Genomic DNA, 26,574 nt, shown 5'->3' on the forward strand with positions numbered 1-26,574 from the left:
CGTTTCAGTTACAGCAGTAACAATTGTTATTCTTTAGAATAAAGAAAAGATAAACTTTGCAACATCTGTAATTACATTTGTGATATCTTCAGCGATCTTCTCAACTGCCTTTTCGTAGCTGTTTTTGTGATCATTTCTGTGGTCATCATGCTTAGGAGCTGGTGCGTGATCGTGTTTATGGTCGTGTCTGTGATCAGGCTTAGGATCTGCCGGACCTGCAGGGCCGTGATGTCCTGGTCCAACTGGCTTTTCAGGTTCTTCGATAACCGGAAGTTCTTCAGCCGGAGCCGGTGTTTCTTCTTTTTCTGTTACTTCAGGCTGTTCTTTCGGAACATTTTCCTCATTTTCTGATACTTCAGTCTGTTCTTCAGGTATAGTTTCTTCTGAAGCACTGCTTACCTTGATAAGCGCCCCGCGGAACTCAGGTTCATTGTAAATAATTTCATTCGTTACATCATCGTATGCGCATGCCATTCCGCCGTATTCAAGAACAGCAAATGGAAGCTCATAATTTCCGTCTTTCACATCATCATTAACCTTAAGTTCAACAGTCGCAAACACCATATCTTCATCTACGTTCCCCAAAAGACTGCTGTAAATGAAAACAGCCATTTTACTGTTTTCAGCATTTCTGTAAACATTCAGGCTCACATCTTTGGTTATAGTGATGCCATCAGCATAATCATCATCCGGATCGTCAGCATCTCCCGGCTCAGCACTTAATACCGTGAACTTATCCTCATCAATTATGAAGTAACCTAAAGCTCCGCAGAAAGGCTGCTTTATATCAGTTGCTCTGATCTTTACTTTAATCGTATCACCTGCCTTGGCTTCATAAACACCTGCATCTACAGTAAAGCCCGTCAGACTTTCATCAGAACAAGCTGTCGTTATCGGCTGTCCTGTTTCAGAATATGTAATTTCAGGTATTATCGGATCGATAACGCCATCTTCATCCGGATTGTTGAGATGATGATCATTGTCATAATCATACTCGTAACTGTATTCTTCAGGTTCTTCCGGCTCTATTATTTCATCAGAACCGGCACCAACTGTGATCAGAGCACCGCGATAGTCAGGGTTTACTTCAAAAACGTCCCAGGTATCTTCTGTTTCGACGATCTTTGTTGCCATTGAAACGCTGCTGTCGCGAAGATAGAACGGAACAGTATAGCATCCGTCTTTAGCATCATCGTTTACCCTGAGCTCAATAGTAAGAAAAACAGCATCTTCCTTTAAACTTTCAAGTCCGCAGTAAATGAAGCCGATCTTTTCTGTATGCTCACTGCACATACTCTGTGCCGTTAATGTTTTCTGAAATATTTCGGTGTTTTCGTTATCCGGATCGTCAGTATCTCCCGGAGTAACACTTAAAACGCTGAATGCCTCAGTATTGACAAGAAGGCGTCCGCCGACTGAATTGAACGAATCCTTTATATCACACACTCTTACCTTAACTTTGATCGTATCTCCTGCATTTGCCTCATAAACACCGGCATCAACAGCCATTTCTGCTGGTTCACCGGCTTCACGTAATGCTGCCACCGGCTGTTCTGCTGCAGATACTTCGTTAAGATAAGAAGCACCGCCCATCATTCCCCCGGCTGCTAAAGCAAAGGCTAAAATAGTTGCCACTGTTTTTTTCCATGTTCTGTTCATAATAAACACCTTTCTTTTTTGCGGAAGCACTGATCAATGAATCAGTCAGTGCTTTCCTATGGTAAAACGTTAAATTCGACAGCAAAATGAATACTGCTGTTTATTCAACTATACCACAAAGTCTGTGCAAAGTCAAGTAAATAAACAAAAAAATCTGTGGAAAGTCTTTAAATCTTGCTATATTCCCTGATATTTGTACGCAGCACAAATTCCTGACGAGCAATTCAAAAAGGCATCGGAAGACAGTTTTAAACCATATTCCGATGCCTTTTATATATGTTTATTCAAGTGTAATGTTACCGGCAGCAGGCTGCCGGTATTCTATAGTACAGCCTGGCATGGCTGTACCTTTTTTCAGGCCGTTGCTCCGAGCGCCTTATTATGCCGAAGGCTTTACAGCTTTTTTATATATTCCGTTAAAAGATACAGCGGAACATTGGTCATCCATTCTTCTTTTCTATAAGCAGACATTGAAGTGCGTATAGCTTCCTCCGGAGAATATTTACTGCAGTAAGCTCTGAGACTTTTTGCTTTCAGATTTTCTTCTGCCTTTACTTCCAGAGGGATTATCTGATCACCGTTCTGTATTACAAAATCTATTTCGCCGTCTGAATTTGCCGTGGAGTAATAGTAAAGCATAAAGTCTGCTGCTCTCAGTTCCTGGGCGACAAACTGCTCTGTAAGGGCGCCCTTGTATTCTGTGAAAATACGGTTCCCGTCTATAACTGAAACTGCAGGAAGATCAGATTTTGCACCTAACAATCCGACGTCAGACATATAAATTTTAAATACCGACTGATCCATATATGCAATAAGAGGCATAAACGGTTTGCTGATACGAATACTTTTGTTTATCAGCCCGTAATCAGTCAGCCATTGTATTGCAAGTTCGAAGTATTTTGCTCTAGAACCTTTTCTGACAACACCGTAAATGAATTTTCTGTTTTCCTTTGCCAGCTGTGACGGAATCGAGTTCCAGACCATTTGTATTCTCGGGATCTGATCTTCCGGAGCATGTTTTGAAAAATCATTTTCGTAGTAAAGTAAAAGATCCTTCTGGATCTCCCTCACCTTGCTGAGATCGTCTGTATCTATAAATGTCTTAACGGCTTCAGGCATTCCGCCGACATAATAATACTTTTTAAGAAGCAGTTTGAGTTTTTCTGAAAACGGTGATACAGTACTGAAATCTTCAGCGGATATAAGTTCACGTAATCCTGAATTTCCTGAAGCTTCGAGAAATTCTGCAAATGTCATAGGGTACAGCGTCATAAACTCTGTTTTGCCGACAGGAAATGACGTACCTTTGTGCAAAGCTATTCCTAAAAGCGAACCTGCAGCCATAACGTAATATTCAGGAGCGTCTTCACAAAAATACTTAAGACTTCCAAGTGCTTTCGGACATTCCTGTATCTCGTCAAATATGATCAGCGTATTTTCCGGATCTATGTTTGTTTCTGAAAGTATTTTAAGCGAAGAGATTATTCTCGGAATATTATAATCGGGCTCAAATATTTGTTTTGCAACTGTATTGTTGTCAAAATTGATATACACAACATTCTGAAATTCATTCCTGCCAAAATCCTTCATAAGCCATGTCTTGCCAACCTGTCTGGCTCCGTTGATTATTAACGGCTTTCTGCCTGATTTTTCTTTCCATTTCAGCAGCCGGGAATATGCAGTTCTTTTCATGTACAGACCATCCTTACATTTACGTTTTTTCGTTTTCTAACAATTTTAAGGACGAAAAAATCTCTTTTTCAACATTTTTAATGATGTATTTTTCTAAATTATAACACTTTCAAGGCGAAAAGTCAATGCATGTTGAAAAGGTGAAGTTCATTTCTCGAAAACGTATATGACACATGTAATTTCGTCCTAAAACCAATAAAAGCATCTATCCGGCGCTACAGTTTTTATAACATATCAGCATTTTTAATGACGAACATTTCCGCAAAATTCACATTTTTAAGGACGAAAAATATAGCTCTCGCAACACTTTTAAGGACGAATATCCGACAGGCTCTGTTCTGCGGCGGCACAACCAGAAAACGGGACTGCACACATTTCGTGCAGTCCCGTTTGTTAATGTTACCGGCAGCTCGCTGCCGGTATTCTATAGTACAGCCGACCACGGCTGTACCTTGTTGACGTCAATTGCTGATTCTCCTGTGCTGTAAAATTCCTTTTCCTCGATAAAGCTGTTTTTGTACTTCATAAGGTCGAAAACATTGATAACGCCGTCGCCGTTATAGTCGCCCGGCTGTCCCCTTTCACTAAGATAATTTAAAAACTGACTCTTTTCCGTCTCCGTGGATTCTTCCGCAGCATACACCATTCCGCTGCTACCGCAGAAAAGTCCGGAAACGAGTGCAAGAAGCACTGCCTTTCGTCTTAATTCCCTGATCATCCTTTTTTTCATAACCTTTACTCCTTTTTTCTGATGAAACACATGAGAAATCAGTGCAAATCCGCTGAACCCCCATATATCCTTATCTCACACATCCTTGTAAACCAATGATATTATAACAATTATACCACAATGCCACACTGAAAACAATATGTAAAAATCGCATCCGGATATTTCCGGACAGGGTCAGGCATACGGATTCCAAAGCTACAAGAACAACATCTTCATCAATGTTTATAATATCGTTGATAATACCGGCGATTTTTTCTGAATTCTCATCCATCCCTGATTATAAGGCCATTGTGGTTATATATTACTGAATTCATGTTGTCCGGATCGTCAATTTGCGCACGATACAAATTCATACGACATTATCAAAAAGAAGTCCGTCACATATTGATTTTATGTTTAATAGCAAGTATAATAGATATATGTCATTTTACTGAAACTCAGTATATAGCATGAAGGAGGTATTAATAATTTGAATACAAAAAACAATCGCATTAATTTCTGCGGCCGCTCTGATATGCTCATCAGCACCATTTCATACTATATCATTAAAAAACAATATAACCGCTGCAACCAGTGAAGCTGACAAAGACATACCGGAAGAGAAAGCCAGGATCATCGGTTTCGGACACGGCGGAGGATCAACTTCATGGGAACTGACGGACGACGGAACACTGACTATCAATGGTTCCGGTGATATGTTTGATTTTACGTCTCCTTCAGTTTGTCCGTGGTTAAGAGAACGAAATTATCATCTGATCAGAAAAATCGTAATTGAAGAAGGTATAACAAGTATTTCAAGCTACGCATTCTACGGATGTGATGAAGCCGAACAGATCATTATTCCTGATTCTGTAACCAGTATAGGAAGAGAGGCTTTTTCCGGATGTTCGATGATAAAGGAACTTACCATTCCTGATTCGGTAAAAAACAATAGGTAACGAAGCTTTTGAAATGGAGAATCTCGAAGTTCTTGAGTTAGGTTCACCCGATGTCATTATCGGGAAACTTGGAAAAACTTTCAAAAGCTCTCCGTATTACACGAAACTGTTAAAGGAACAGAAAGCTGACGATAAAATAACTTTTTTAACTGCAGGAAACACCCTTATAGATATCATTGCTGCCGATACCGTTGAAGATCTTCCGGAAAAAATCACAATACCTGATAACATTTCTTCTGTTGCCGGCGGATGCTTTGAAAATAAAAAAATAAAGTCAGTCATACTTCCGGAATCACTTAAATACATATCAGATTCTTCCTTTGAAGGGAGCACGTTAGCTGAACTTGTAATACCGGAATCCGTTGAATATATAGGTGATTCTGCTTTCAGAAAATGCAAATCACTTTCTGAAGTAACTCTTCCTTCATCTCTTGAATATATCGCTGCATACGCTTTCGCAGGATGTGAAAATATAAAAGAGGTAAATATTCCGGAAAACGTAAAATCTATAAGCAATCACGTTTTTTCAGATTGTTCCGGCATTGAAAGCATAAAATTCGAAGGCAGTCCGGAAGCGATTGGAAACTACGCATTCAGATCATGCACATCACTTACTGATATCAGCTTATCAGTCAAAGACGCCGCATTGGGCGATTATGTATTTTCAGACTGCACTAATCTTAAATCAGCTAAAATATCCGGATCGTTAAAAGCACTTCCTGATAATGCTTTCCTGAAATGTACTTCACTTAGCAGTGTGATCCTTCCCGAAAATTTACAGGAAGTAGGTGCACATGCTTTTTCAGAATGCAGTTCGCTCAAAGAGGTCGAAATACCGTCATCTGTAAACTATATTGGATACGGTGCTTTCAGTGATACAGCCATCAGTTCAGTCATTCTTCCGGACAGTCTGACTCAGATCAACCCGGAAATTTTCAAAAACTGCCCGGAACTGACATTCATCCGTATTCCTTCTTCTGTAGAAAAAATAGCAGATAACTTCATCGATGAAGATCAGAAAATCACCATAAAAGGAATGAAATATTCGGCAGCCCACGAAATGGCCATACTAAAAAAATCTGAATTCATTTCAGAAGGTGAAAGCGAATATACTTCCGGTTACTGCGGTCCTGGTGACGAATGCTGGAAACTTGACGACGACGGTACTCTAACTATAACCGGAGAAGGAGCAATTACAGGTGGCATGGTTTCAGCGATGTTAGATCTTTACTCTTCCACTCCGATCAGAGATGCTGCTTCTGTTGATTTCAGCTTCCTTACGCGCTACCCTGAACTTGATCTTATGCACAGGATCAAAAGTATAGAGATAGAATCACCGATTGAAGAACTTGATACGACATCTGTATCTTTTGCCAACAGTACGCTGGAATCAGTAAAGCTTCCGGAAACTCTTAAAAAAATCAAATCTGATTCATTTAAGGACTGTAAAGCTCTGAAATCAGTCCTTCTTCCTGATTCAACAGAAGGAATTGAAGACGGCTCCTTTGACGGATGCACCTCACTTGAGAAAATAGAATTTTACAAAAGTGAAAATATTATTTCTGAAGAGAGTGAACAATTAGCCCGTCTCTGGCACATGCCTGCTGTAAAAGGCGACATCAACGGAAATAACAGCGTAGATGCGTCTGACCTCCTGCTCTTCAGCAAATGGATGCTCGGCGACAGTGAAACAAGAATGATAAACCGTTCCGGTGCAATGGTGACAAATGATAAAACCATAAACATAGCCGACTTTGTCGCTCTTAAAGATCTTATCATTTACGAAAAATAATGTTTGCTGTATATTAAGCAGCTTAACAAATTATATCGCATATAAGAATATAAAATCAATATTTTTTTATTCGCGCTATGGTATTATTACGATTAATGTGCTATAATTAATAGTGAACGCTGAAAAAATGCGTTTACTGTATATTCAGAGCATTATTCTCTGATGTTATGCAAACATGGTCACAATGTTTTTTTTAAGGAGGCAGACGTAAATGAAAAATTTCTTAAAAGCATTCATTATAACCGTTGCTGTTCTTGCTACCGTTATCGGCATTAAAACAGCTGCAGATTACATCTGCAGAAGATACAGAAAAAAATATATAAGTATCTGGGAATGACAAAATTACCAGGATGCCTCTTTTTAAAGTATTCTGAATGTCATCGGAAAGGGCACGTCCCGTTTCCGTCCGTTCTCTTCTTTAACGCATTCTGATTTTTTATAAATTAAAAATCTAAAATGAAAGGCTGATTAAAACTATGGATATTCGCGTAGAATTAACCAAAAACCCAAAGGCAAAACCAACTGACGAAAGCAACCTCGGATTTGGTCATGTATTTACTGACCATATGTTCATCATGAACTATGACAAGGGTCAGGGCTGGCATGATGCACGTATAGTACCTTATGCACCGCTCGAACTCAGCCCGGCTGCTATGTGTCTCCACTATGCTCAGGAAGTTTTTGAAGGCCTCAAGGCATACAGAACAGCTGACGGCAGCGTACAGATGTTCAGACCGGAAGAAAACTTCAAGAGACTCAACATTTCAAACCAGAGACTCGTTATTCCGGAAGTTGATGTTGACTTCTGCATCAAGGCACTCGATAAGCTCGTAAGCATCGACAAGGACTGGGTTCCTCACACAGACGGTGCTTCACTCTACATCAGACCGTTCATCATCGCAGTTGACCCGTTCCTCGGTGTTCGTCCGGCTGACAGCTACATGTTCATCATCATCCTCTCACCATCAGGTGCATACTACTCAACAGGTCTCAACCCTGTAGGCATCTACGTAGAATCAAACTACGTTCGTGCAGTACGCGGCGGTATGGGCTTTACAAAGACAGGCGGTAACTACGCTGCTTCTCTCATCGGACAGGATGAAGCTCACAAGCAGGATTACTCACAGGTTCTCTGGCTCGACGGTGTTGAAAGAAAGTACATCGAAGAAGTTGGTGCAATGAACATCTTCTTCATCATCGACGGCGAGATCGTTACACCTGAACTTCAGGGTTCTATCCTTTCAGGTATCACACGTAAGTCTGTTCTTGAACTCTGCAAGAGCTGGGGCATGAAGGTTTCCGAAAAGAGGATCTCTATCCAGGAAGTTGCAGACGCTTATGACGCAGGCAAGCTCAACGAAGTATTCGGTACAGGTACAGCAGCTGTTATCTCACCTGTAGGCAAGCTCAAGTGGGGCGACAAGGTAATGATCATCAACGACAACAAGATCGGTGAAGTATCACAGAAGATCTACGATACAATGACAGGCATGCAGTACGGCAAGCTCGAAGACAAGTTCGGCTGGATCCACAAGCTCGAAGGCTGATCACCGGTTTTAAAACCTGTCTGATAAAAAATACAACCTCAGAAACTATGATAATTCTCAAAGTTTCTGAGGTTTTTTCTTATTTCTTTAAGGAAACGCTGATTTATTCATAAATCAGCGGGGGGCCGGGGCGAAGTTCCGCAAATCCTCCCTCCGGAAATCCGGCGAAGCCGGATTTCTGATTTAACCAGTGTTTCCCTGATAATACAAAAAATAAACCTCTTCCCGACAAAGGAGAAGAGGTTATTTTTCAGCGATAAACGCAGATTAGTTCATGATTGTAGCTTCAGTTTCCTTATCAAAGAGGTGGATCTTGTATGGGTCCATAACTACCTTGATAGTATCGCCTGATCTTGCTGTTGTTGTAGGAGCAACTCTTGAAGTGAGTGAAACGCCTTCACAGTTGAGGTAGAGGTATGTCTCAGCACCCATCATTTCTGTAAGTTCAACTTCACAGTCAACAACACCTGTTGTAGCGTTCTGGAGATACATTGGTTCGTCGTGAATGCTTTCAGGACGGATACCAAGTGTGATTTCCTTATTTACATAGCTTGCAAGCTGAGGAGCGTTCTGAGCCTTTTCCGGTGGTACTACGATTGTGTACTTAACACCCTTTGACATCTTTGAATCAGCTGAACCGAATTCAACATAGTAAAGAAGGTTTGTAGGATCCTGTCTGAGTACAGCATCGATCATATTCATCTGAGGTGAACCAAGGAATCCTGCAACGAACTTGTTTGTAGGATAGAGGTAAAGGTTCTGAGGTGTATCGATCTGCTGAACGAAACCGTCCTTCATTACAACGATTCTGTCACCCATTGTCATAGCTTCTGTCTGGTCATGTGTAACATAAATGAATGTTGTACCGAGCTTCTTGTGGAGCTTTGAGATCTCTGTTCTCATCTGAGCACGGAGCTTTGCATCGAGGTTTGAAAGTGGTTCGTCGAGAAGGAATACCTGTGGCTGACGAACGATACAACGGCCGAGAGCAACTCTCTGACGCTGACCGCCTGACATAGCCTTTGGCTTTCTTTCGAGAAGGTGTGAAAGGTCGAGGATCTTAGCTGCTTCTTCAACCTTGCGTGTGATTTCTTCCTTAGGTACTTTTCTGAGCTTAAGGCCGAATGCCATGTTCTCAAAAACAGTCATGTGCGGATAAAGAGCATAGTTCTGGAATACCATTGCGATATCTCTGTCCTTTGGTGCTATATCATTGACCAGACGGTCACCGATATAGAGTTCACCTTCAGAGATTTCTTCAAGACCTGCGATCATTCTTAAGGTTGTTGACTTACCACAGCCTGACGGACCAACGAGGATGATAAACTCTTTGTCTTTGATCTCTACATTTACATTTGAAACGGCTACCTGACCGTTCGGATATTTCTTATAGATTCCACGTAACGATAAACTTGCCATGTTAGATGGGTCCTCCCTAAACAGTTTTTTTGTGCCGGTCAAATTGGCACAATACTATAATACCAAATTTCATACCTTAAATGCAAGCCTATAAATAGATAAATTTATAAATCGTTGTTTGTTAATAATAAATAAAAGCTTGTTTCAACGAATTTCAACACATCGGAAAAGTCAAATTCAGACAACATTTTTTCAATTTCATTGTCCAAGATTTCCAAACACTCTCCCGGCGCCAGATCAGGTTTTATCACGAGTCCGCCGATGCTCACCCTGAAAAGTGACACTACTTCATTGCCAAGAGCATGAAACATCCGCTTCACCTGGTGAAATTTTCCTTCATCAAGTCCTACCAGCGCAAAATGATCATCATGAGAAACTCCGCAAACTCTGGCAGGCATGCACACGTCACCGCAATCTATGGCAAGTCCCGATTCAAACGCCTTTTCATATTCCTCAGAGTATTTTTCTGCAAGCCTTACAAGATAGCACTTTGTAAGATGTTTCTTCGGCGAAAGCATACGGTGAGCCAGTCCTCCGTCGTCGGTAAGGAACACGAAACCCTTCGAATCCTTGTCAAGTCTTCCGGCAGGGAAAATGTCCTTGTTCATGAGATCTTCAGGCACAAGCGAAAGCACGGTTTCAGAACGGCCGTCTCTTGTGGAGCACACGTACCCGTCCGGCTTGTTGAGACAGATATACGTGTTCTTCCTCCAGACAAGCTCATGGCCGTCTGCCGTAACGCTGTCCTTTCCTGGGTCTATTTTCAGACCTGCATCGGATACTGTATTTCCGTTCACAGTTACTCTTCCCCTTTTAAGAAGCATTTTTACATCGTTCCTTGAAAACTCTGTTCTGCCGGCAATGAATTTATCCAGTCTTTCCATCATTCTGCCTTTCCCGGACACTGTCCGTCTTTTCGTATATATACTGAAACTGCTGCTCCGTGTTCCGAAGCAGCAGTCTGAGTTCGTTTCTTACTGAAAACCTGATACCCGGCTGACGGGATCCATACCCGCTGCAGCCCGTGAAGTTTTCATGTTATGTATCAGCCCGCAGCAGGTGCAGGTTCCTTTTTCTGTGCCCTGCCGGCAGTTCTGAATGTTTTTTTTCTTATCCATGAGAATAAATACTATCACAATGCCTATACCGGCAACAGCAAGAAGTATTCCCGGTGCAAGTCCTGCAGGGAAGAACGAAAGGCTTACCGTGTGTTCGCCCGGCATAAGTTCAGCGCCGATAAATCCTCCTGCAACGCTTCTTATATCTGTCTTCTTTCCGTCAACTTTCAGTGTCCAGCCCGGTTCATACGGGATAGATGTAAAGAAGACCTGATTTGCAGAAGCAGTAACTGTACCTTCGATCTTTGTATCGGACCAGTTATCGTTTATGTTCCATGTATTCTGATGGAGAAGTTCGATATCCTTCTTGAATTCCTCCTCATCGAAGTAGTAGAAGAACTGGTCTGCCATGTAGGTATAATCGTTGGCTACTGTCACACGTATGCTGAATTCCTTGCCGGCTTCGTATCTGCCGAGTTTTGTGATGCAGTAGTATTCATTTTCGAAGAAATAGTTGATGAAGTTACCGCGGTAATCGTAATCCGAGATGCTTTCATCCCATTTACCGTTCCAGAGATTTACCTTCTTTTCGTATGTTGCCGGGAAGTACACGTAAACCGTGTCACCTGTCTTTGCACGGACAAAGTAGTCAATAGTCCAGTCATTTGTTGTCTTGTCGGCAACGTACTTTGTCTGGTCACCGGCACTTTCAAGGTTTATGCCTGTGTAGCGCGGCTCCTTTGTGAAGTCAAGGCGCTTGAAATACTGTTTGTCCTGACCGGTCATTGCGCTGAGAAGTCTGTTCTGGTTCTCGAACGGGTTGTTGCTGTCGATGGAAGCATTAAGAATATCAGAGCTTACCATGTATCCGATCGGGAGTGCATAAGGGTTTATGTAACGGTCGATCTGTGTTGTCTTTCCGTCAGGATGGGTGGTCACAGTTGATTCCTGGTACTGGTAAAGATCCGATACGGCAGTGTTGTTTGTATCGAGAACATACTTGATACCGAGAAGCGAGTCTGTAAGAGGTGTATTACCCTCATATCTTGTATAGTGTCCGCGGCTTACATAGCCGAGATTTCCGATCGTCTTGATCATTTTCGCATTCATTACCGAGCTTGAGTGAGTGATACCCTTAAGTCCGAATGCAATATCATCGTTTACGGTTCTCTGAAGAGGTGCTGACTTTGCCACCTTTTCAGAACGGTAAAGTCCCGGATCCTTTGCTTCCATGTCTTCCACGGCTGCACGTCCTGCTTCAATGTAATTGTAGTATGAGGAACGCATACTGTAGAGAACATCCTTGTCGATATCCTTGAGAGTATCGAACGTACTCATGAGAAGTTCACCTGAAAGCATAACGCATATGGCGATCGGGATAGCTTTTGAATTTTGGCTTTCCCTGTACGCTGAAATGAGGATCGAGAAGCAGAGAACGCATCCTGCTGTGAACCAGAGGCCGTTGAGAACTTCGATGTTTTCGTACTTGAACACTTTTTCCGCAACAAGCAGATAGAGAAGAATTCCGAAGAATGTACCGCCAACGGTTTCATTCTTTAAGCCGTCGAGCTTTTCAAAGCATTCGGCACCCATGCAGAGGATCACCCATGACATGATGAACGAGTAACGGTAAGGGAGCCAGTTAGGTACCTGACCGCCGTGCCACATCATATCGATCGGCTTTACATACATGCTGAAGAAAAGAACTGCAAGAAGAAGTGCATAACCTGTCTTGCGTCTTTTGCTTATATTCTGGTTCATAAAGAAAAGCGGAAGAAGAAGGATAGCGATCGTACCGCAGTATATTTCAGGCAGGCCTTCGTTTCTTACTGTATCGTAGCTTGAAGGCAGAAGCTTTGAAAGAATGTCGATGGAATCGAACTGAAGGCGAACGGAATAGTCAGGAGTTGAGAACTCAAACTTTCCGAGGCTGAGAGCCTTGTAGACCGGAAGGATCATGAAAGCGGCACACATTCCGGCAACAGCTGAACAGTAACCGAATCTTACTGCTGTGTTTACGTGTTCCTTTACAGTGATGTTTTCCTTTTCGGTACCGAGGAAATTGTAGTAAAGGAAATAGATAACGCTGAATATTGCAAGCATAAATCCGATGTAGAAGTTTGCGACAAACATAAGCGCAAGCGGAATGATGTAGTTTGCTCTTGCTTTTCTGTCAACAAGATATTCGATGCCGAGAGCTATCATCGGAAGAAGAATAAGTCCGTCAAGCCACATCGGATCCATGAGCTGGATAACTGCATATGCGCAGAGTGCAAAGGCAGTTGAGAAGATGAGCGAATTGAGAGGCTTCATCTTTTTGGAATGCTGCAGGTAATAGCTGAATGTAACGCCTATTGAACCCAGCTTGCAGAGCTGCATGAGAAGCAGACTTTCGAGAATCATTGTTCTCGGCAGCAGCATTACTATAAGTGTATAAGGACTGGCAAGATAATAGCCGATGATGCCCATGAATTCACCGGACAGGTTTCTTGACCAGTTGTAGAAAATGCTGCCCTTGCCCCAGAGAGCGTCCCTCAGGGCTTCAAAATAGTAAACGTACTGACCGTTTAAGTCGAGTACAAGAACCGCACCGTCGTGCGCGATCTTTCGTCTCGGAACGTTTTCAAAGTTGGTACCCATCCATTTTCCGATCGGGTACACGTCAAACAGTCCGTATGCAAGTGCCATGATGATAAAAGGTATGAAAAAAGCGTATATATAGTATCTGTTGTTATACAGCCATTTCGTCACTTTATCCCAGACACCGGACTTTGCCTGCGGCGCAGGCTTAGCTGTCTTTTCCATCTGTAACCTCCTGATTATCAACTTGATATGAATGAACACATATAAATTAATTATACCTCATTTATTGTGCTTTTACAAGTATTTTTTATACGTACCCCGCGTTCCGCCCGCTTCAGCACAAACAGCCTTTTCCTTATTTATAAGGAAACACTGATTAAATCGGAAATCCGGCTTTACCGGATTTGCGAAGGCGGGATTTGCGGGGCTTCTCCCCGGACCCCACGCTGATTTATGAATAAATCAGCCTTTCCATAATAATAAAAAAATCTATTGACGCGGCCGCAATTTTGGGTTATTATTAATATATGTTCTTTTAAGGGACATGAGAAAACCAGATTCATCATTTTATGACGGATTTAAATTTGAAGGGAGATTTAAGTTTTATGGGACTTTTACAGGTAGCAATCGGAGCAACAATGAGCACATTAGGCGATGCCTACAAGGAGTTTTTCTACTGTGACTCATTACCGAATGATGTTCTCGTTGTAAGAGGAAGAAAGCACAGCGACAAGGGTGCACACAACAACGGCAATGACAACGTTATTTCAAGAGGCAGCAAGATCGCCGTAAACGACGGTCAGTGCATGATCATCACAGACCAGGGCCACATCGTTGACGTTGTAGCAACACCGGGTGAATATGAATTCACTCAGTCCTCATCACCAAGCATTTTTGCAAGCGATGAAAAGTTAGGCGCAAAGCTCAAGGCCACACTTGCACAGATCGGAAGTGCTATTTCAATGGGCGGCGACTCAGGCAAGGAACAGCGCGTTTACTATATTAACATGAAGGAGATCATGGACAACAGATTCGGTACACAGAATCCTGTTCCGTTCAGAGTAGTTGACAACAAGATCGGTCTTGATATCGACACAGCTATCCGCTGCAACGGTACATACACATACAAGATCACTGATCCTCTTCTCTTCTTTACAAATGTATGCGGCAACATTCAGCAGCAGTTCGACCGTTCACAGATCGACGCACAGCTCAAGTCTGAGTTCCTCGATGCTCTCCAGCCTGGATTCGCACAGATCTCAGCAATGGGCATCAGATACAGCGAAGTACCGGGCAAGACACAGGTACTCAAGGATGCCATGAACGAAGCTCTTGCAGCAGAATGGGCTGAAAGACGCGGCATCTCACTCGAAAGGATCTCGATCAACTCAGTAACTCTTCCTAAGGAAGACGAAGACATGATCAAGCAGGCTCAGAGAACAGGCATGATGCAGAATGCCAACTACGCTGCAGCTACAATGGTAAATGCACAGGCTGAAGCAATGCAGGCAGCTGCAAAGAACTCAGGCGGTGCAATGAACGGATTCATGGGAATGAACATGGCAATGAACGCAGGCGGCATGAACGCTCAGAACCTCTTCGCCATGGGACAGCAGCAGCAGGCTCAGGCTGCACAGGCAGCTCCTGCAGCAGATTCATGGACATGCTCATGCGGTGCTGTAAACACAGGCAAGTTCTGTTCTGAATGCGCTTCTCCTAAGCCGGCTCCGGCAGGTTCATGGACATGCTCATGCGGTACAGTAAACACTGGTAAGTTCTGTTCTGAATGCGCTTCTCCTAAGCCGGCAGACCAGGGCTCATGGACATGCTCATGCGGCGCAGTAAACACAGGCAAGTTCTGCTCTGAATGCGCTTCACCAAGACCATAACAGCACTGACAATAACAGAAATGTTTTTCGGGGGACAGAATTCTGCTCTGTCCCCCGTGTTTTGTCTTTGAAATCAGACCGGCACAGTAAAAAGATCATCCCGCTGTAAATGCAGGCGCGAAGCAGCTGCTTTTTCAGCGGGATGTTTCTTTTGTTATGAAGGCAGTTTTTTCTATGTCAAAGGGGAAGATCGCTTAACAGGCTGCAGAATTCTTTTCCGTTCTGCAGTATAAATTTTATATTCCTGATTCCTTTACGAGCTTCTTAAACTCGGTCTTGTACTGATCGTCCTTAAGATCGGTTTCATCAAGCATTTCAAGTACTGATTCTCTGGTCGCAGTTCCCTTGTTTTCACTGTCACGGAGGATCATTCCGAACTCAGCTACTGCTGCTGCGAAACGCATGTCATCGTCCATCTTTTCGGAATATGCTCCGAAGGTCACAGGGTAAGTCAGAAGTCTGCTTTCATCCTCATCAGGTTCCTTGTAGCGTACTGAAACAGTCAGGTATTCGCCGTTGTCCTTTCCTTCATCGGCGCTGCTGTACTTCAGATCCGATGAGTCGAACTTCATTTCACTGTCGGCAAAGGCAACTTCATAAAGCGCCGTTACTGAATGTCCTGCGCCTACTTCACCGGCATCTTTGCTGTCATCGGCAAAATCTTCTGATGACAGTGCGCGGTTTTCGTAACCGATAAGTCTGTACCCCTTTATATAAGCCGGGTTGAATTCGACCTGTATCTTTACGTCCTTCGCAACAGTGACAAGTGTTCCTCCCATTTCATCAACCAGCACTTTCTTTGCTTCTTTTATGCTGTCGATGTATGAGTAGTTTCCGTTACCGTTATCAGCAAGGGTCTCCATTTTGTTGTCCTTGATGTTTCCGGTACCGAAGCCAAGAACAGAAAGATACACACCGCTCTTACACTTTTTCTCAACCAGTCTCTTAAGTTCGCTTTCGCTGGATATGCCTACATTAAGGTCGCCGTCAGTGGCAAGGATTATACGGTTGTTTCCGCCTTCTATAAAATGCTTTTCAGCTATCTCGTATGCAGTACTGATACCTGCAGCTCCTGCCGTTGATCCGCCGGCTTCCAGTGAGTCTATGGCTGAAAGTATTTTATCCCTGCTTTCACCGCTTACTCCGTCAAGTACCACACTGTCAGTACCTGCATAGGTCACGATCGATATTCTGTCTCTCTCGTCAAGCTCATCTGCCAGGACCGAGAATGATTTCTGCACCAGCGGAAGCTTGTCTGCATCGTACATTGAACCGCTTACATCTATAAGGAACACAAGGTTCATCGGTTCACGCTCTGTAAAATCGATATCCTTTGCATGAAGTCCGACACGCATAAGCTTTGTGTCAGCGTTCCACGGACAGTCGGTTATCTGAGTGTTCACTGAGAAAGGTTCGCCTGACTTCGGCTGCGGATAATCGTAGTGGAAATAATTAAGCATCTCTTCTATTCTGACCGCATCAGGATTTACCTTATTACCGCTCTGTATTATTCTGCGGACATTTGCGTATGAAGCAGTATCCACATCCACTGAGAAAGTTGACAGCGGATCCGCCTTTACGCTCTTAAAACCGCTTTCATTTATTACACTGTATTCTTCATTATCCGATACCGTAATATCCTGATCATAAATATAATCCGGTTTATAGTCTTCGGCAGCATTATCTGCCTGATATTCATAATATGTATCATTTCTGCCGCCTGAACTGCCTGTATATGATGTAGATGAAGGTGCTCCGGACGGATGCGCTCCGCATCCGGTAAACAGCATTGATGCTGACATTAATAATGCAAATACAGATATTGTTTTCCTGTTAATACTCATAAAAACGCTCCTTTTCGTTTTTGATTTCCTTTTGATCCAGGGGGATATGCGGAGCTTTCGCTCCGCACCCTGAACATCTTCATTCTAAAATTCTTCTATTCTGATTTTTCCTTATCGCACAATACAAGAGCTTTGTTTTCCGCTTTTATTGTTTGATTTGATTAGATTATACCATCTGCAGAGGTATATCTCAACAACAGGGCACTTACAGTCCGGTGAGAATTGAGTTACATTTATTTAAAAACCGGAATCATTTTTTAAGAATCAGAGTCAAAACCGTCAGTGCTTTTCTTTTTTCTGTAATATTATTCTGTAAGGACAAGGCGGGAAAACCGGAAAAACGGAATTTTAAGAATGTTTACAAAAAGGTTGCATTTTTTGTATTGCAACAGAATGTATTTTGCTGTATGATAAAGATGTTGGTTTTTGAACGTAAGGAAATTACTGATCGGCGGAGCCGGAACACGGACGAAATATCAGTTCCCGGCGTTCTCATTTCCTGCATGGCGGAAATGAAGCTTACCGGTATTTCTTAAGATTTAAGGAGATGAAAGTATGATATTCAGGCATATTCCACGGCTTGCGGCAGCTGCAGTGATCACTGCGTCGCTCTTTTTAAGCAGCGTATCTGCCGCTGAATCAGCTGTAAAATTCAGCACAGGAAACAGAAAGATCATCACTGATCTTATTCTGTTAAAATCAATGGTGAACGGAGAAACAGCATCTGACACGGAAGCGGACATAAACAGTGACGGTACTGTTAATTCCGGCGATGCAGTCATTCTGGCGGACTACCTGCTCGGAAAATCGGAACTGCCGGAAAAGAAACCGGTCACTCCTCCGTCATCTGATCCGGGTGAAAAAGCGACTACATCTGTCATTGCTTCGGAAGATATATGCATACGCGGCGACGGAACCGTTGACGAAGAGGAAGGTATCATTAATGTTGCCGGATTCAACGCAGCGAAGCGCAGAAATGTCTACGTCAAATTCAAAGCTGATGAACTTAATTTAAAAAACGTAAACAAGGCTGAGATCGAACTGCGCCTTGACAGGACTGCAAACGGAAACACTGAAGTAAAGATCGCTGCATGCGGCAGCAGCTGGAGCGAATCCGCTCCGCCGGAATACAAGTCCGTACCTGATTCATACGGTCTGTGTGACGTGGTGGTAACAAACCACAACACCGACGCAGGAAAGACGATAAAGTTTGACGTTACCGACGTTGTAAGGGAGAATCCTGAAGCTAAGGAATTCAACTTCGTCCTCTGGTGCGACCACGAAAACAACTCCGATGCAGTGAGCAATCTCGCACTGTTCAACTCCAGAGAATCACAGAATCCGCCGAAGCTCACAGTTTACAGCGGCCCGTCGGAAGCAGCCGATGCGCCTGCACTGAAGGCGGATGGTACATTTGTAAGATTTGAGATACCTGCAAAAGCCGGAAGCTTTTTAAGAGTTTCGAAAGGCGCACTTACCTCATCACGAAACGTTTCACCGCTCTCGGACGCACGCTTCACGGAAGTTACCGGATTCAAGGGTGAAAACACTGTAAGCTTTGAATCCCAGAGCGAAAAGGGATCGTATCTGTGCAGGAAAAACGGCGGCAGCGAAATAATCCTTGCCAAAGACGACGGCAGCGAAGAGTTCAAAAACAACGCCTCATTTATAAAAACAAAGGGACTTGCCAAGGGAACGAGCTATCAGGCATACGGTCTGCCGGGACGCTATCTTTCATGCACCGGAAACAGTTTCTACGTGACCGGCGCTGATACGGACGAACGAAAGAGCAATGCCTCATTCCTCATGCGCAGCCACAGCAATGTTATAATGTCCGATGAATTCGAGGGCGACTCACTTGATACAAACGTATGGGCATACAGCTATCCGTGGGCTGACCACCACAACTACAGCGCTGTTGTAAGAAAATCACAGGTAGCTGTACGTGACGGAAAACTGGTACTTACCGCTACAAGAGTTGCCGACGACAACTGGATCAAGGACGACAAGGGCGAAACAGGATACACCGACAACATCGGCGAAAAGAAATGGAGAAAGTACTCGCACCTCACAGGCGTTGTACATCTTCCGTTCAAAAACTATCCGTTAAACGGAAACCTGTACATGGAAGGCCGCTTCAGAATGCCGGACAAGAGCGGATTCTGGCCTGCTTTCTGGCTCAACGGAAACAACAGCTGGCCGCCGGAAATAGATATTTTCGAATATTTAAGCAACACTCCGGAAAAGATCTACGTTGGTATCCATCGTCAGGACAAGTCAAGGGACAACGGCGACGGCGGCGCAGGCTGGTGGATCGAAAGAAACGCGACCTTCTTCCAGAAGGAATTCCACACCTACGCACTTGACTGGAGCGACACCTACATAAACTACTACATCGACGACATTCTCGTAAAGTCCATCGAAGACAAGGCGTACATCGACAACCAGAAGAACATGTACCTCATCATCAATCTCGGCGTAGGCGGCTGGGCCGAAGAGCCGAAGGACAACGTAGATGACAACACGACCTACGAATGTGACTACGTGCATATTTATGGGTATTGATAACCGCTCCGCAGATCTGCATTGAAAATTCAAAAACATCAGGCAGCAAGTAATAGATCAGCTCGCTGCCTTGTTTTATTATTAAATACCACTTTACGCTTCCTTCTACACAAATGATCGATGTTGTTTCAATACATCTTTTATCAAAAAGTATTGATACACCTTATCGAAAAATGGTATAATAAAGATTGTCAGATAAATTAATCGGATCAAGATCATAAAGAAAGTGAGGATCGTGCAGATGGGAACTTATATCAATCCGGGAAAAGAAAATTTCGAAATGGCTGTCAATTCGGAAATATTTGTAGACAAGACAGAAATGATACGGTATTTAAATTCTGTAGTAAACACTCAGAAGCGTTTTATAAGTGTATCCCGCCCGCGCAGATTCGGTAAAACTATGGCTGCTGATATGATCTGTGCCTATTACGACAGAGAAGCTGACAGCAGAGAACTGTTTTCTGAACTGAAAATATCAGCGACCGATTCAATCCAAACAGAAAAAAGCACTCTGAACTGGGATGCATATCTCGGACATTTCGATGTTATCAGAATCGTTATGACCAAGTTTTTTAAAAACGGCATTACCGCAGATAACGCTCTGGAAAAGATGCAGAAGCTGATCGTCCGTGATTTAAAAAAAGTATATCCTGATGTTGATTACTTCGACGACTGCGATTTGATACAGTCAATGGAGGATGTTTGCTCAGAAACACATACGCAATTCGTAATAGTTATCGATGAATGGGATGCAGTATTCAGAGCATGCAAAGAAGATGAAAAAGGTCAGACCAAATATCTTGACTTCCTTCGCGATCTGCTCAAAGACAAACCGTATGTTGCTCTTGCATATATGACCGGCATACTTCCTATTAAGAAATACGGTCAGCACTCAGCACTGAATATGTTCACTGAGTATTCCATGATGTTCCCGAGACAGCTTGCTAAATACACCGGATTTACAGAAGATGAAGTAGCAAATGAATGCTACCGTTACGGAAGAGATTTTGAATCAGTAAAGCACTGGTATAACGGATATGTAGTAAGCGACGTTATCCCTCCGGATCCGGGACATAAGGAACAGACAGAAACCGGCAGACCTTTGAAAGCAGTCAGATATTCGCTGTACAGTCCTTTGTCCGTGGTGGAAGCAATGACCACAGGCGTTATAAAAAATTACTGGAACAAAACCGAGACCTACGAAGCTCTTGCCGACTATATCCGCAGGGATTATGACGGTCTGAAAGATGCTGTCGCACTGCTTATGGACGGCGGACGACTCGTTATCGATACATCAACCTACCAGAATGACATGACGACTTTCAACGGACGTGATGATATCCTGTCTCTTCTTATCCACCTTGGTTATCTCGGCTTCGATGACGAGACCAGCGAGGTCTTTATTCCGAACAGAGAAATACTTGATGAATTCAAAACATCTACCAAATCGAAAGAATGGACCGACACCTTCGAATCCTTCCGCCTGTCACAGGAACTGCTGAAAGCTACGTGGAACAGAGACGCTGAAAGGATCGCTGAGATCATCGAAAAAATGCATGACAAAGCAGATAACAAAACCTATAACGATGAAGCGGCTCTGGACTATGCAATACGAATGGCATATTACTCAGCTCAGAAGTATTACACTATTCTCCCTGAAACAGATACCGGAAAAGGATATGCTGATCTTATCCTCATTCCTTCAATGAATTATCCGGACAAACCGGCACTTGTCATTGAACTGAAATACAACAAAAACGCAGACGGAGCAATTGCACAGATAAAGCAGAAAAATTATCCGGACAGACTCGAACACTACAAGGGAAACATCCTTCTTGTCGGTATCAATTATGACAGGAATATTCCAAGTGACGATCCGGATTTCAAGCATCACACATGTGTTATGGAATATGCGTAACAATATTATTTTAAACCTATCATTAACAGACAAGCGGTACACCCGGTTTTTGATCCGGATGTACCGCTTGTTCTGTTGTTTTATATCATTCCTATTAATATACAATCACGTTTCTGTATCAAAAACAAAGAGTTTGTTTTCTCGTGAAACCAAAATATATTTCATTAAACTCTTTTGCCTATATTGAATGATACGCTACCATTATTGTTGTCAACGCCTATTAATTCAAATCCTATATAATCAGGATACTCATCATTAACAGGAACTGACACAAACTGGATTTTGTATTTTTGACCATCATTTGTTACCACATCATTAATAGTAACGTCATAACTTAATCTTGTTATTTTTCCATTCTTTGTATATTGTTCTTCCCCGCCACCTGTTATTTCACCATACGAGTCAATCTTACCTCCAAAAACAGCTATTAACTCACTAATTTGTTCATCAATATTCTCGCAATTGCAAATCGTTCTTTCGCAAAACATCGATTTCACAGACTCGGAATCAGATGCTTTTAAATACTCTATCAATTTCTCGCTTTCACTCAGCTGAAGCTTATGAACATTTACATATATTCCGCTTAAGTTTACATATACTATGAACCCAATCATAAATGCCGCTATAGTTCCAAATATTATAAATAACTTTTTCATGTCTTTCACCGCTTTAACTTGAAAGAGGATATCTCTTGTTATCCCACCATACTATCCACAGCTTATATCAAAACGATATTCAGGAACAAACCATTGTATACCACGAGTTACCAGTGTAACCTCTGTTGCTTCATTATATATCCCTATCTCCTCTCCGGTACCAATATTAAGATAATCTCCTTTTAAATTTAAGTCTGTATAATTGTTTTTTGACCAATTTACGATTAAATTATACAATAATTCAAATTTAATTGTCAATAGAATTTTGATTTTTTATGCATAATAATAATTATATCACTAAACTCAACTATTTTCCCGATATTTTCCGGTTAAAAAAATCCATATAAACACAATAACAATTGGAGCACTAATTACAGTAAACTGAATCTTCTCTTTCTCATTGTATAAACCACATAATTATGCTCTGGAATATACGTAACATCCGTAATCGGTCAGCTGCCTCCGGCAGCTTATCAATAGCAAAAACAGCAGAGCTGATTTTACCTTTTTGATGCAGAACTGATGACGACCACATACATGGTAAACGTATTATTTAACGTCGCACTTTAAACTGAATATAAAACACCAAGCGGTACACCCGGTTTTGATTCGGATGTACCGCTTATATTATGAGTGTTTATTTATGAGCAAATAATCGAAATTACTTACCCACATAAAAATCTTTACTGCTATCCTCAAAATGCACTCCTATTAATTCAATGCCTTTATAATCAGGATAATCATCGTTAATAGGATCAGATAAAAAAGTTATATCACACTTTTGACCATTTTTTAAAACTACATCTTTTATTGTAGCATTATAATCCAAACGCGTTATTTTTCCATTTTGTGAATGTTGACTTTCTCCTCCACCTACAATTTCTCCTGTTTCTTCGATGTTCTTGCCGATATTTTGTATTAATAAATCTATTTGTTTATCTATATTCTCACAGTTATCGATTGTTGATGTGCAAAACATTTCTTTGATTGATTTAGCATCCGCGTTTTTTAAATGCATGATTAATATTTTGCTTTCCTTAACTTGAAGTTTATGAACATTTATATATGCCCCGCTTAAATTCACATAAATAATGAAAGAAACGATACACGTTATAATCGTTCCAAATATTATAAGTGTTTTTTTCATATCATTTACCTCTTAAACGTGGCAAAGTTAATATCCCACCAAACTATCCACAATTTATTGCTTTCATCATCAAATGTTACAAAATCATACCAATCACTATCAGGAAATGTACTTTCCTTTATAGAATTATACATATCTATTTCTTCAGCAAAATCTATTGAACCAACAAGAATTGTATCGTGGACATTCGGATCACCAAAGCCAGTTTTTGCCGTCTCTCTCATTTCTGGATTAAAACCCGTTATCCACCACTGCTTCTCATAAGGATGCCAGCAAACAACATTCTGAATATCTTTTTCCCCATGATAATTATAGATTTCAAGTGTCATGTCAAAACGATATTTAGGAACAAACCACTGTATACCACGAGTTATCAGCGCAACCTCTGTTGGCTCATTATATATCCCTATCTCCCCTCCAGTACCAATATTAAGATAATCTCCTCTCCAAAGCCATAATATATGCTCCTTTTCTTCTCCGTCTCCGCTATATTTCGCTTTATAAGGTATTTTCAACCTATCCATATTATCATTTGTAAATGTTCTGAATACGACATCATAACCATCATTGAAACCAGCATATTTCTGCCACTGTTTTTCTTTTGAATGTATGGCTATTTCTTTTTCATCCATTAAAAAATCAAGTCCAAAAGATCCAAAAGCTGTATTAAATCCATCATAAAGATCATGCCCAGTCAATGTATGTGTCATCCGTGTACCTTCTTTAATTTGTCTGACATGCTCATCCCATATACCTGCAGGAGCATTTGCACCTACCGGATCAGGATCTTTAGGAGCAACTTTAATATATTCATAGTTTCCTGAACCGTTATCAGCCCATACATATCTTGCTTCACTATCAAACAATCCATCATTATCTGTATCTTTAGAATTAGGGTCAGATTTCAAAGGGATTACTACAGTTTTATTCATGGATTTGAATTTCGTCAGTACTTTTCGTGTTTCGGGATATAATTGACAAATATCTTCAAGCGTAGGGAAAATAAGATTTCCTTCACTGTCGATTTTTACAAGTGACCAGTCTATCTCTTCAAAATCGTATAACCCATCATTATCCGAATCAGCTAACAGCATTTCTTTAAGCTGTTCAGCAGTATAATTTCCATTTGCTGCTTTAAAACAATTTAAATCAGGTAATTTTTTGAATATTGACTTTTTCAAAGCACCTGTATTAGTGTCAACAGTAAAGCCAAATTGTTCTGGAATAACGATTTCTGACACAATCTGTTCTACCGTATTGTAAGTCCAATAATAATATTTTTTTCCCGAATCCATACTGTCATAATATTCATAATTCTTATTTCCGCTATTAGTTATAAATGTGAAGTCCACATTGTTGTTTTCTTTGAAATTTCCAATCATTTCATATGCAGTCTGTACAGAATTTTTACCATAATTCAATACAGGTTCAAAACCATAATCAACGACGATACAATATTTGTTTCTGCTTCTATTTTCTGATAAATTCACTATTTCAGAAAATGAATCTACTGCGTCATCAATTTTATTATAATTAAATTTACTTATCACAGCTTCATCCACATAAACAAACGGATTAGGTTTACCATCCGGATTTTTATTAACGCTAAGCACAGATGAATCAATTTCTATAAATGTATTAAAGAAAGCGTAATTTTCATTTGAAATATTAATATTCAAAGCGCCTGATCGTGAAATCATATTATCAACTATTTCTGAATTTTCTTCATAGTCGGAATAATCAATATAGTATTTATCCTTTCCTATAACCGGAACAGCCGTTCCTAAATATGTTATATAATACAGCCTAACATCATCATTTCCGTTTTTATGAGCATTAGTCAAAACTGCTTTTGATGCAGATATAATATCTTCTCTTACTGTATCTTTATACTCATTTGTTGTAAATATCACAAAATACAAATCTATTTTATTATTGATTGAGCTTCCAACTTTGCCGTAATCATATACATCTGAATTATCTATAATTTCATAACTATATCCTTGTGTTGCTCTGTCAACAGGTATTACATTGTCAGATTGGTCCATATCAGCAAGCCATTGATTATACTTTACAATACAATATGTTCCTACACCGGTATCTTTAAAATAAGCCTTGCCATTATCATATTCTGTTTCAACTGGCAACAACATATTTGAATCCGGATAATACTTAAAAATCCAATATAATTTCTCATCAGTAATTTCGAATGATATTGTTTTCTCTTTTATTTCAAACAATGAATTATAATTTATATCTATTATCTCACCTTCAATAAAATCACTTGAAAGAAATTCTGAATACTTACTAATCGTTACTGACAAATTCTTTTCAATATCTCCTGTTGCCTTAATATCAAGAGTTATCTTGTACGAACTATCTTCAGTATTCACATTTTCAAATACACTACTGGTGGATTTAAAACTCTTGTTGAATACTCTTTCTGTATCCTTAATATTATCTGTAGTATCCTTAAGTGGATCAAGTCCAAGTGCTACTTCAGAACCGTCACACAAACCATCTCCATCTGTATCGTCTTTAAGAGGATCTGTCTTATACTTGATTACCTCATCATAATCTCCCAAACCATCTTCATCAGTATCTGCAAGTGCAGGAGATGTTCCAAGTTTGATTTCTTCACTGTTTGTAAATTTATCACCGTCAGCGTCCTTCAGAGAATCCTTTGTTCCTGTTTCACCTGTATCAGTAAGTAACGGATCTGTATCACAGAAATATACCTCTGAATAATCATCTAAGCCATCGCCATCTGTATCTTTCTTTGTATGATCTGTCTTAAGAATTTCCTTCTCAACATAATCGCTAAGGCCATCACCGTCTGTATCAATATTAAGTTCGTTTGAAAAAGATCCGATACTATTGAGCAGATACATCGACAGTTCCACTGCATCCTTTGCCGACACTTCACCGTCTTCATCAAGGTCAGCTGCCTTTAATGAAAATCCTTTTTCATTCTTCTCAGTAAGATATGACTTAAGTGCTATCATATCAAGTATAGTGATTTTCCCGTCACTGTTTACATCACCATAAACAGTATCTTTCTGTGTTACAGCAGCTTCTACTTCAGAAATTTCATTATGAGTAAATTCGCTGTGCGGTAAAAACGGCAGTGTCATCGC

Annotated in this window: 17 protein-coding genes; 7 read left to right on the forward strand and 10 right to left on the reverse strand. The window is 41.2% G+C overall.

Annotated elements, in window-relative coordinates; all coding sequences use genetic code 11:
- Nucleotides 1-33: 33 nt before the first annotated feature.
- From CC97_RS11710 to CC97_RS11720, 3 genes are all read right to left on the reverse strand, one after another.
- Complete coding sequence (locus tag CC97_RS11710; protein ID WP_044975116.1) at nt 34-1,659, reverse strand: cohesin domain-containing protein; 1,626 nt, start codon at nt 1,657-1,659, stop codon at nt 34-36.
- Between the two features lie 393 nt (nt 1,660-2,052).
- Nucleotides 2,053-3,351 (reverse strand): ATP-binding protein, encoded by a 1,299-nt coding sequence (locus tag CC97_RS11715; RefSeq protein ID WP_044975117.1) that lies wholly within the window; start codon nt 3,349-3,351, stop codon nt 2,053-2,055.
- 424 nt (nt 3,352-3,775) lie between these two features.
- Nucleotides 3,776-4,081 carry a dockerin type I domain-containing protein gene (locus CC97_RS11720; RefSeq protein WP_044975118.1) on the reverse strand — a complete coding sequence of 102 codons (306 nt, stop codon included), beginning with the start codon at nt 4,079-4,081 and terminating at the stop codon, nt 3,776-3,778.
- 695 nt (nt 4,082-4,776) lie between these two features.
- On the opposite strand from CC97_RS11720, the gene CC97_RS11725 reads away from it, so the two are divergent.
- The 4 genes from CC97_RS11725 to CC97_RS11735 all read left to right on the forward strand — a co-directional run bounded on the left by CC97_RS11725 (nt 4,777) and on the right by CC97_RS11735 (nt 8,358).
- Nucleotides 4,777-5,019, forward strand: coding sequence for a leucine-rich repeat domain-containing protein (locus CC97_RS11725; RefSeq protein WP_044975119.1), 243 nt, complete (start codon nt 4,777-4,779; stop codon nt 5,017-5,019).
- A gap of 13 nt (nt 5,020-5,032) precedes the next feature.
- Complete coding sequence (locus CC97_RS11730; RefSeq protein ID WP_044975120.1) at nt 5,033-6,811, forward strand: leucine-rich repeat protein; 1,779 nt, start codon at nt 5,033-5,035, stop codon at nt 6,809-6,811.
- A gap of 211 nt (nt 6,812-7,022) precedes the next feature.
- Nucleotides 7,023-7,148 (forward strand): hypothetical protein, encoded by a 126-nt coding sequence (locus CC97_RS21360; RefSeq protein WP_278245330.1) that lies wholly within the window; start codon nt 7,023-7,025, stop codon nt 7,146-7,148.
- 139 nt (nt 7,149-7,287) lie between these two features.
- Nucleotides 7,288-8,358 (forward strand): branched-chain amino acid aminotransferase, encoded by a 1,071-nt coding sequence (locus CC97_RS11735; RefSeq protein ID WP_044975121.1) that lies wholly within the window; start codon nt 7,288-7,290, stop codon nt 8,356-8,358.
- Between the two features lie 267 nt (nt 8,359-8,625).
- Here CC97_RS11735 and ugpC read toward each other — a convergent pair whose 3' ends face one another.
- The 3 genes from ugpC to CC97_RS11750 all read right to left on the reverse strand — a co-directional run bounded on the left by ugpC (nt 8,626) and on the right by CC97_RS11750 (nt 13,640).
- Nucleotides 8,626-9,777, reverse strand: coding sequence for a sn-glycerol-3-phosphate ABC transporter ATP-binding protein UgpC (gene ugpC, locus CC97_RS11740; protein ID WP_044975122.1), 1,152 nt, complete (start codon nt 9,775-9,777; stop codon nt 8,626-8,628).
- A 104-nt stretch (nt 9,778-9,881) separates the two neighbouring features.
- Nucleotides 9,882-10,664: a pseudouridine synthase gene (locus CC97_RS11745; protein ID WP_049962869.1), complete on the reverse strand. Its 783-nt coding sequence runs from the start codon at nt 10,662-10,664 to the stop codon at nt 9,882-9,884.
- Nucleotides 10,665-10,751: 87 nt separating this feature from the next.
- Nucleotides 10,752-13,640: a YfhO family protein gene (locus tag CC97_RS11750; RefSeq protein ID WP_049962870.1), complete on the reverse strand. Its 2,889-nt coding sequence runs from the start codon at nt 13,638-13,640 to the stop codon at nt 10,752-10,754.
- A 383-nt stretch (nt 13,641-14,023) separates the two neighbouring features.
- Here CC97_RS11750 and CC97_RS11755 point away from each other — a divergent pair, with 383 nt between their 5' ends.
- Nucleotides 14,024-15,307 carry an SPFH domain-containing protein gene (locus tag CC97_RS11755; protein ID WP_044975123.1) on the forward strand — a complete coding sequence of 428 codons (1,284 nt, stop codon included), beginning with the start codon at nt 14,024-14,026 and terminating at the stop codon, nt 15,305-15,307.
- A 236-nt stretch (nt 15,308-15,543) separates the two neighbouring features.
- Here CC97_RS11755 and CC97_RS11760 read toward each other — a convergent pair whose 3' ends face one another.
- The gene (locus tag CC97_RS11760) at nt 15,544-17,151 is read right to left on the reverse strand and encodes a VWA domain-containing protein (RefSeq protein WP_044975124.1); all 1,608 of its coding nucleotides are present in this window, start codon (nt 17,149-17,151) and stop codon (nt 15,544-15,546) included.
- A gap of 555 nt (nt 17,152-17,706) precedes the next feature.
- Here CC97_RS11760 and CC97_RS11770 point away from each other — a divergent pair.
- Together CC97_RS11770 and CC97_RS11775 are read left to right on the forward strand one after the other, a co-directional pair.
- Nucleotides 17,707-19,716 carry an AbfB domain-containing protein gene (locus CC97_RS11770; RefSeq protein ID WP_044975126.1) on the forward strand — a complete coding sequence of 670 codons (2,010 nt, stop codon included), beginning with the start codon at nt 17,707-17,709 and terminating at the stop codon, nt 19,714-19,716.
- Between the two features lie 241 nt (nt 19,717-19,957).
- Nucleotides 19,958-21,634 carry an AAA family ATPase gene (locus tag CC97_RS11775; RefSeq protein ID WP_044975127.1) on the forward strand — a complete coding sequence of 559 codons (1,677 nt, stop codon included), beginning with the start codon at nt 19,958-19,960 and terminating at the stop codon, nt 21,632-21,634.
- A gap of 164 nt (nt 21,635-21,798) precedes the next feature.
- Here CC97_RS11775 and CC97_RS11780 read toward each other — a convergent pair whose 3' ends face one another.
- The 3 genes from CC97_RS11780 to CC97_RS18950 all read right to left on the reverse strand — a co-directional run bounded on the left by CC97_RS11780 (nt 21,799) and on the right by CC97_RS18950 (nt 26,571).
- Nucleotides 21,799-22,290 carry a DUF5104 domain-containing protein gene (locus CC97_RS11780; RefSeq protein ID WP_044975128.1) on the reverse strand — a complete coding sequence of 164 codons (492 nt, stop codon included), beginning with the start codon at nt 22,288-22,290 and terminating at the stop codon, nt 21,799-21,801.
- A gap of 661 nt (nt 22,291-22,951) precedes the next feature.
- Nucleotides 22,952-23,437: a DUF5104 domain-containing protein gene (locus CC97_RS11785; protein ID WP_044975129.1), complete on the reverse strand. Its 486-nt coding sequence runs from the start codon at nt 23,435-23,437 to the stop codon at nt 22,952-22,954.
- Between the two features lie 5 nt (nt 23,438-23,442).
- A complete protein-coding gene (locus CC97_RS18950; RefSeq protein ID WP_049962871.1) occupies nt 23,443-26,571 on the reverse strand; it encodes a dockerin type I repeat-containing protein in 3,129 nt (1,042 codons plus the stop codon).
- Nucleotides 26,572-26,574: the final 3 nt, after the last annotated feature.

Origin of the sequence: Ruminococcus sp. HUN007, from assembly GCF_000712055.1 — a bacterium.
GTDB lineage: Bacteria > Bacillota > Clostridia > Oscillospirales > Ruminococcaceae > HUN007.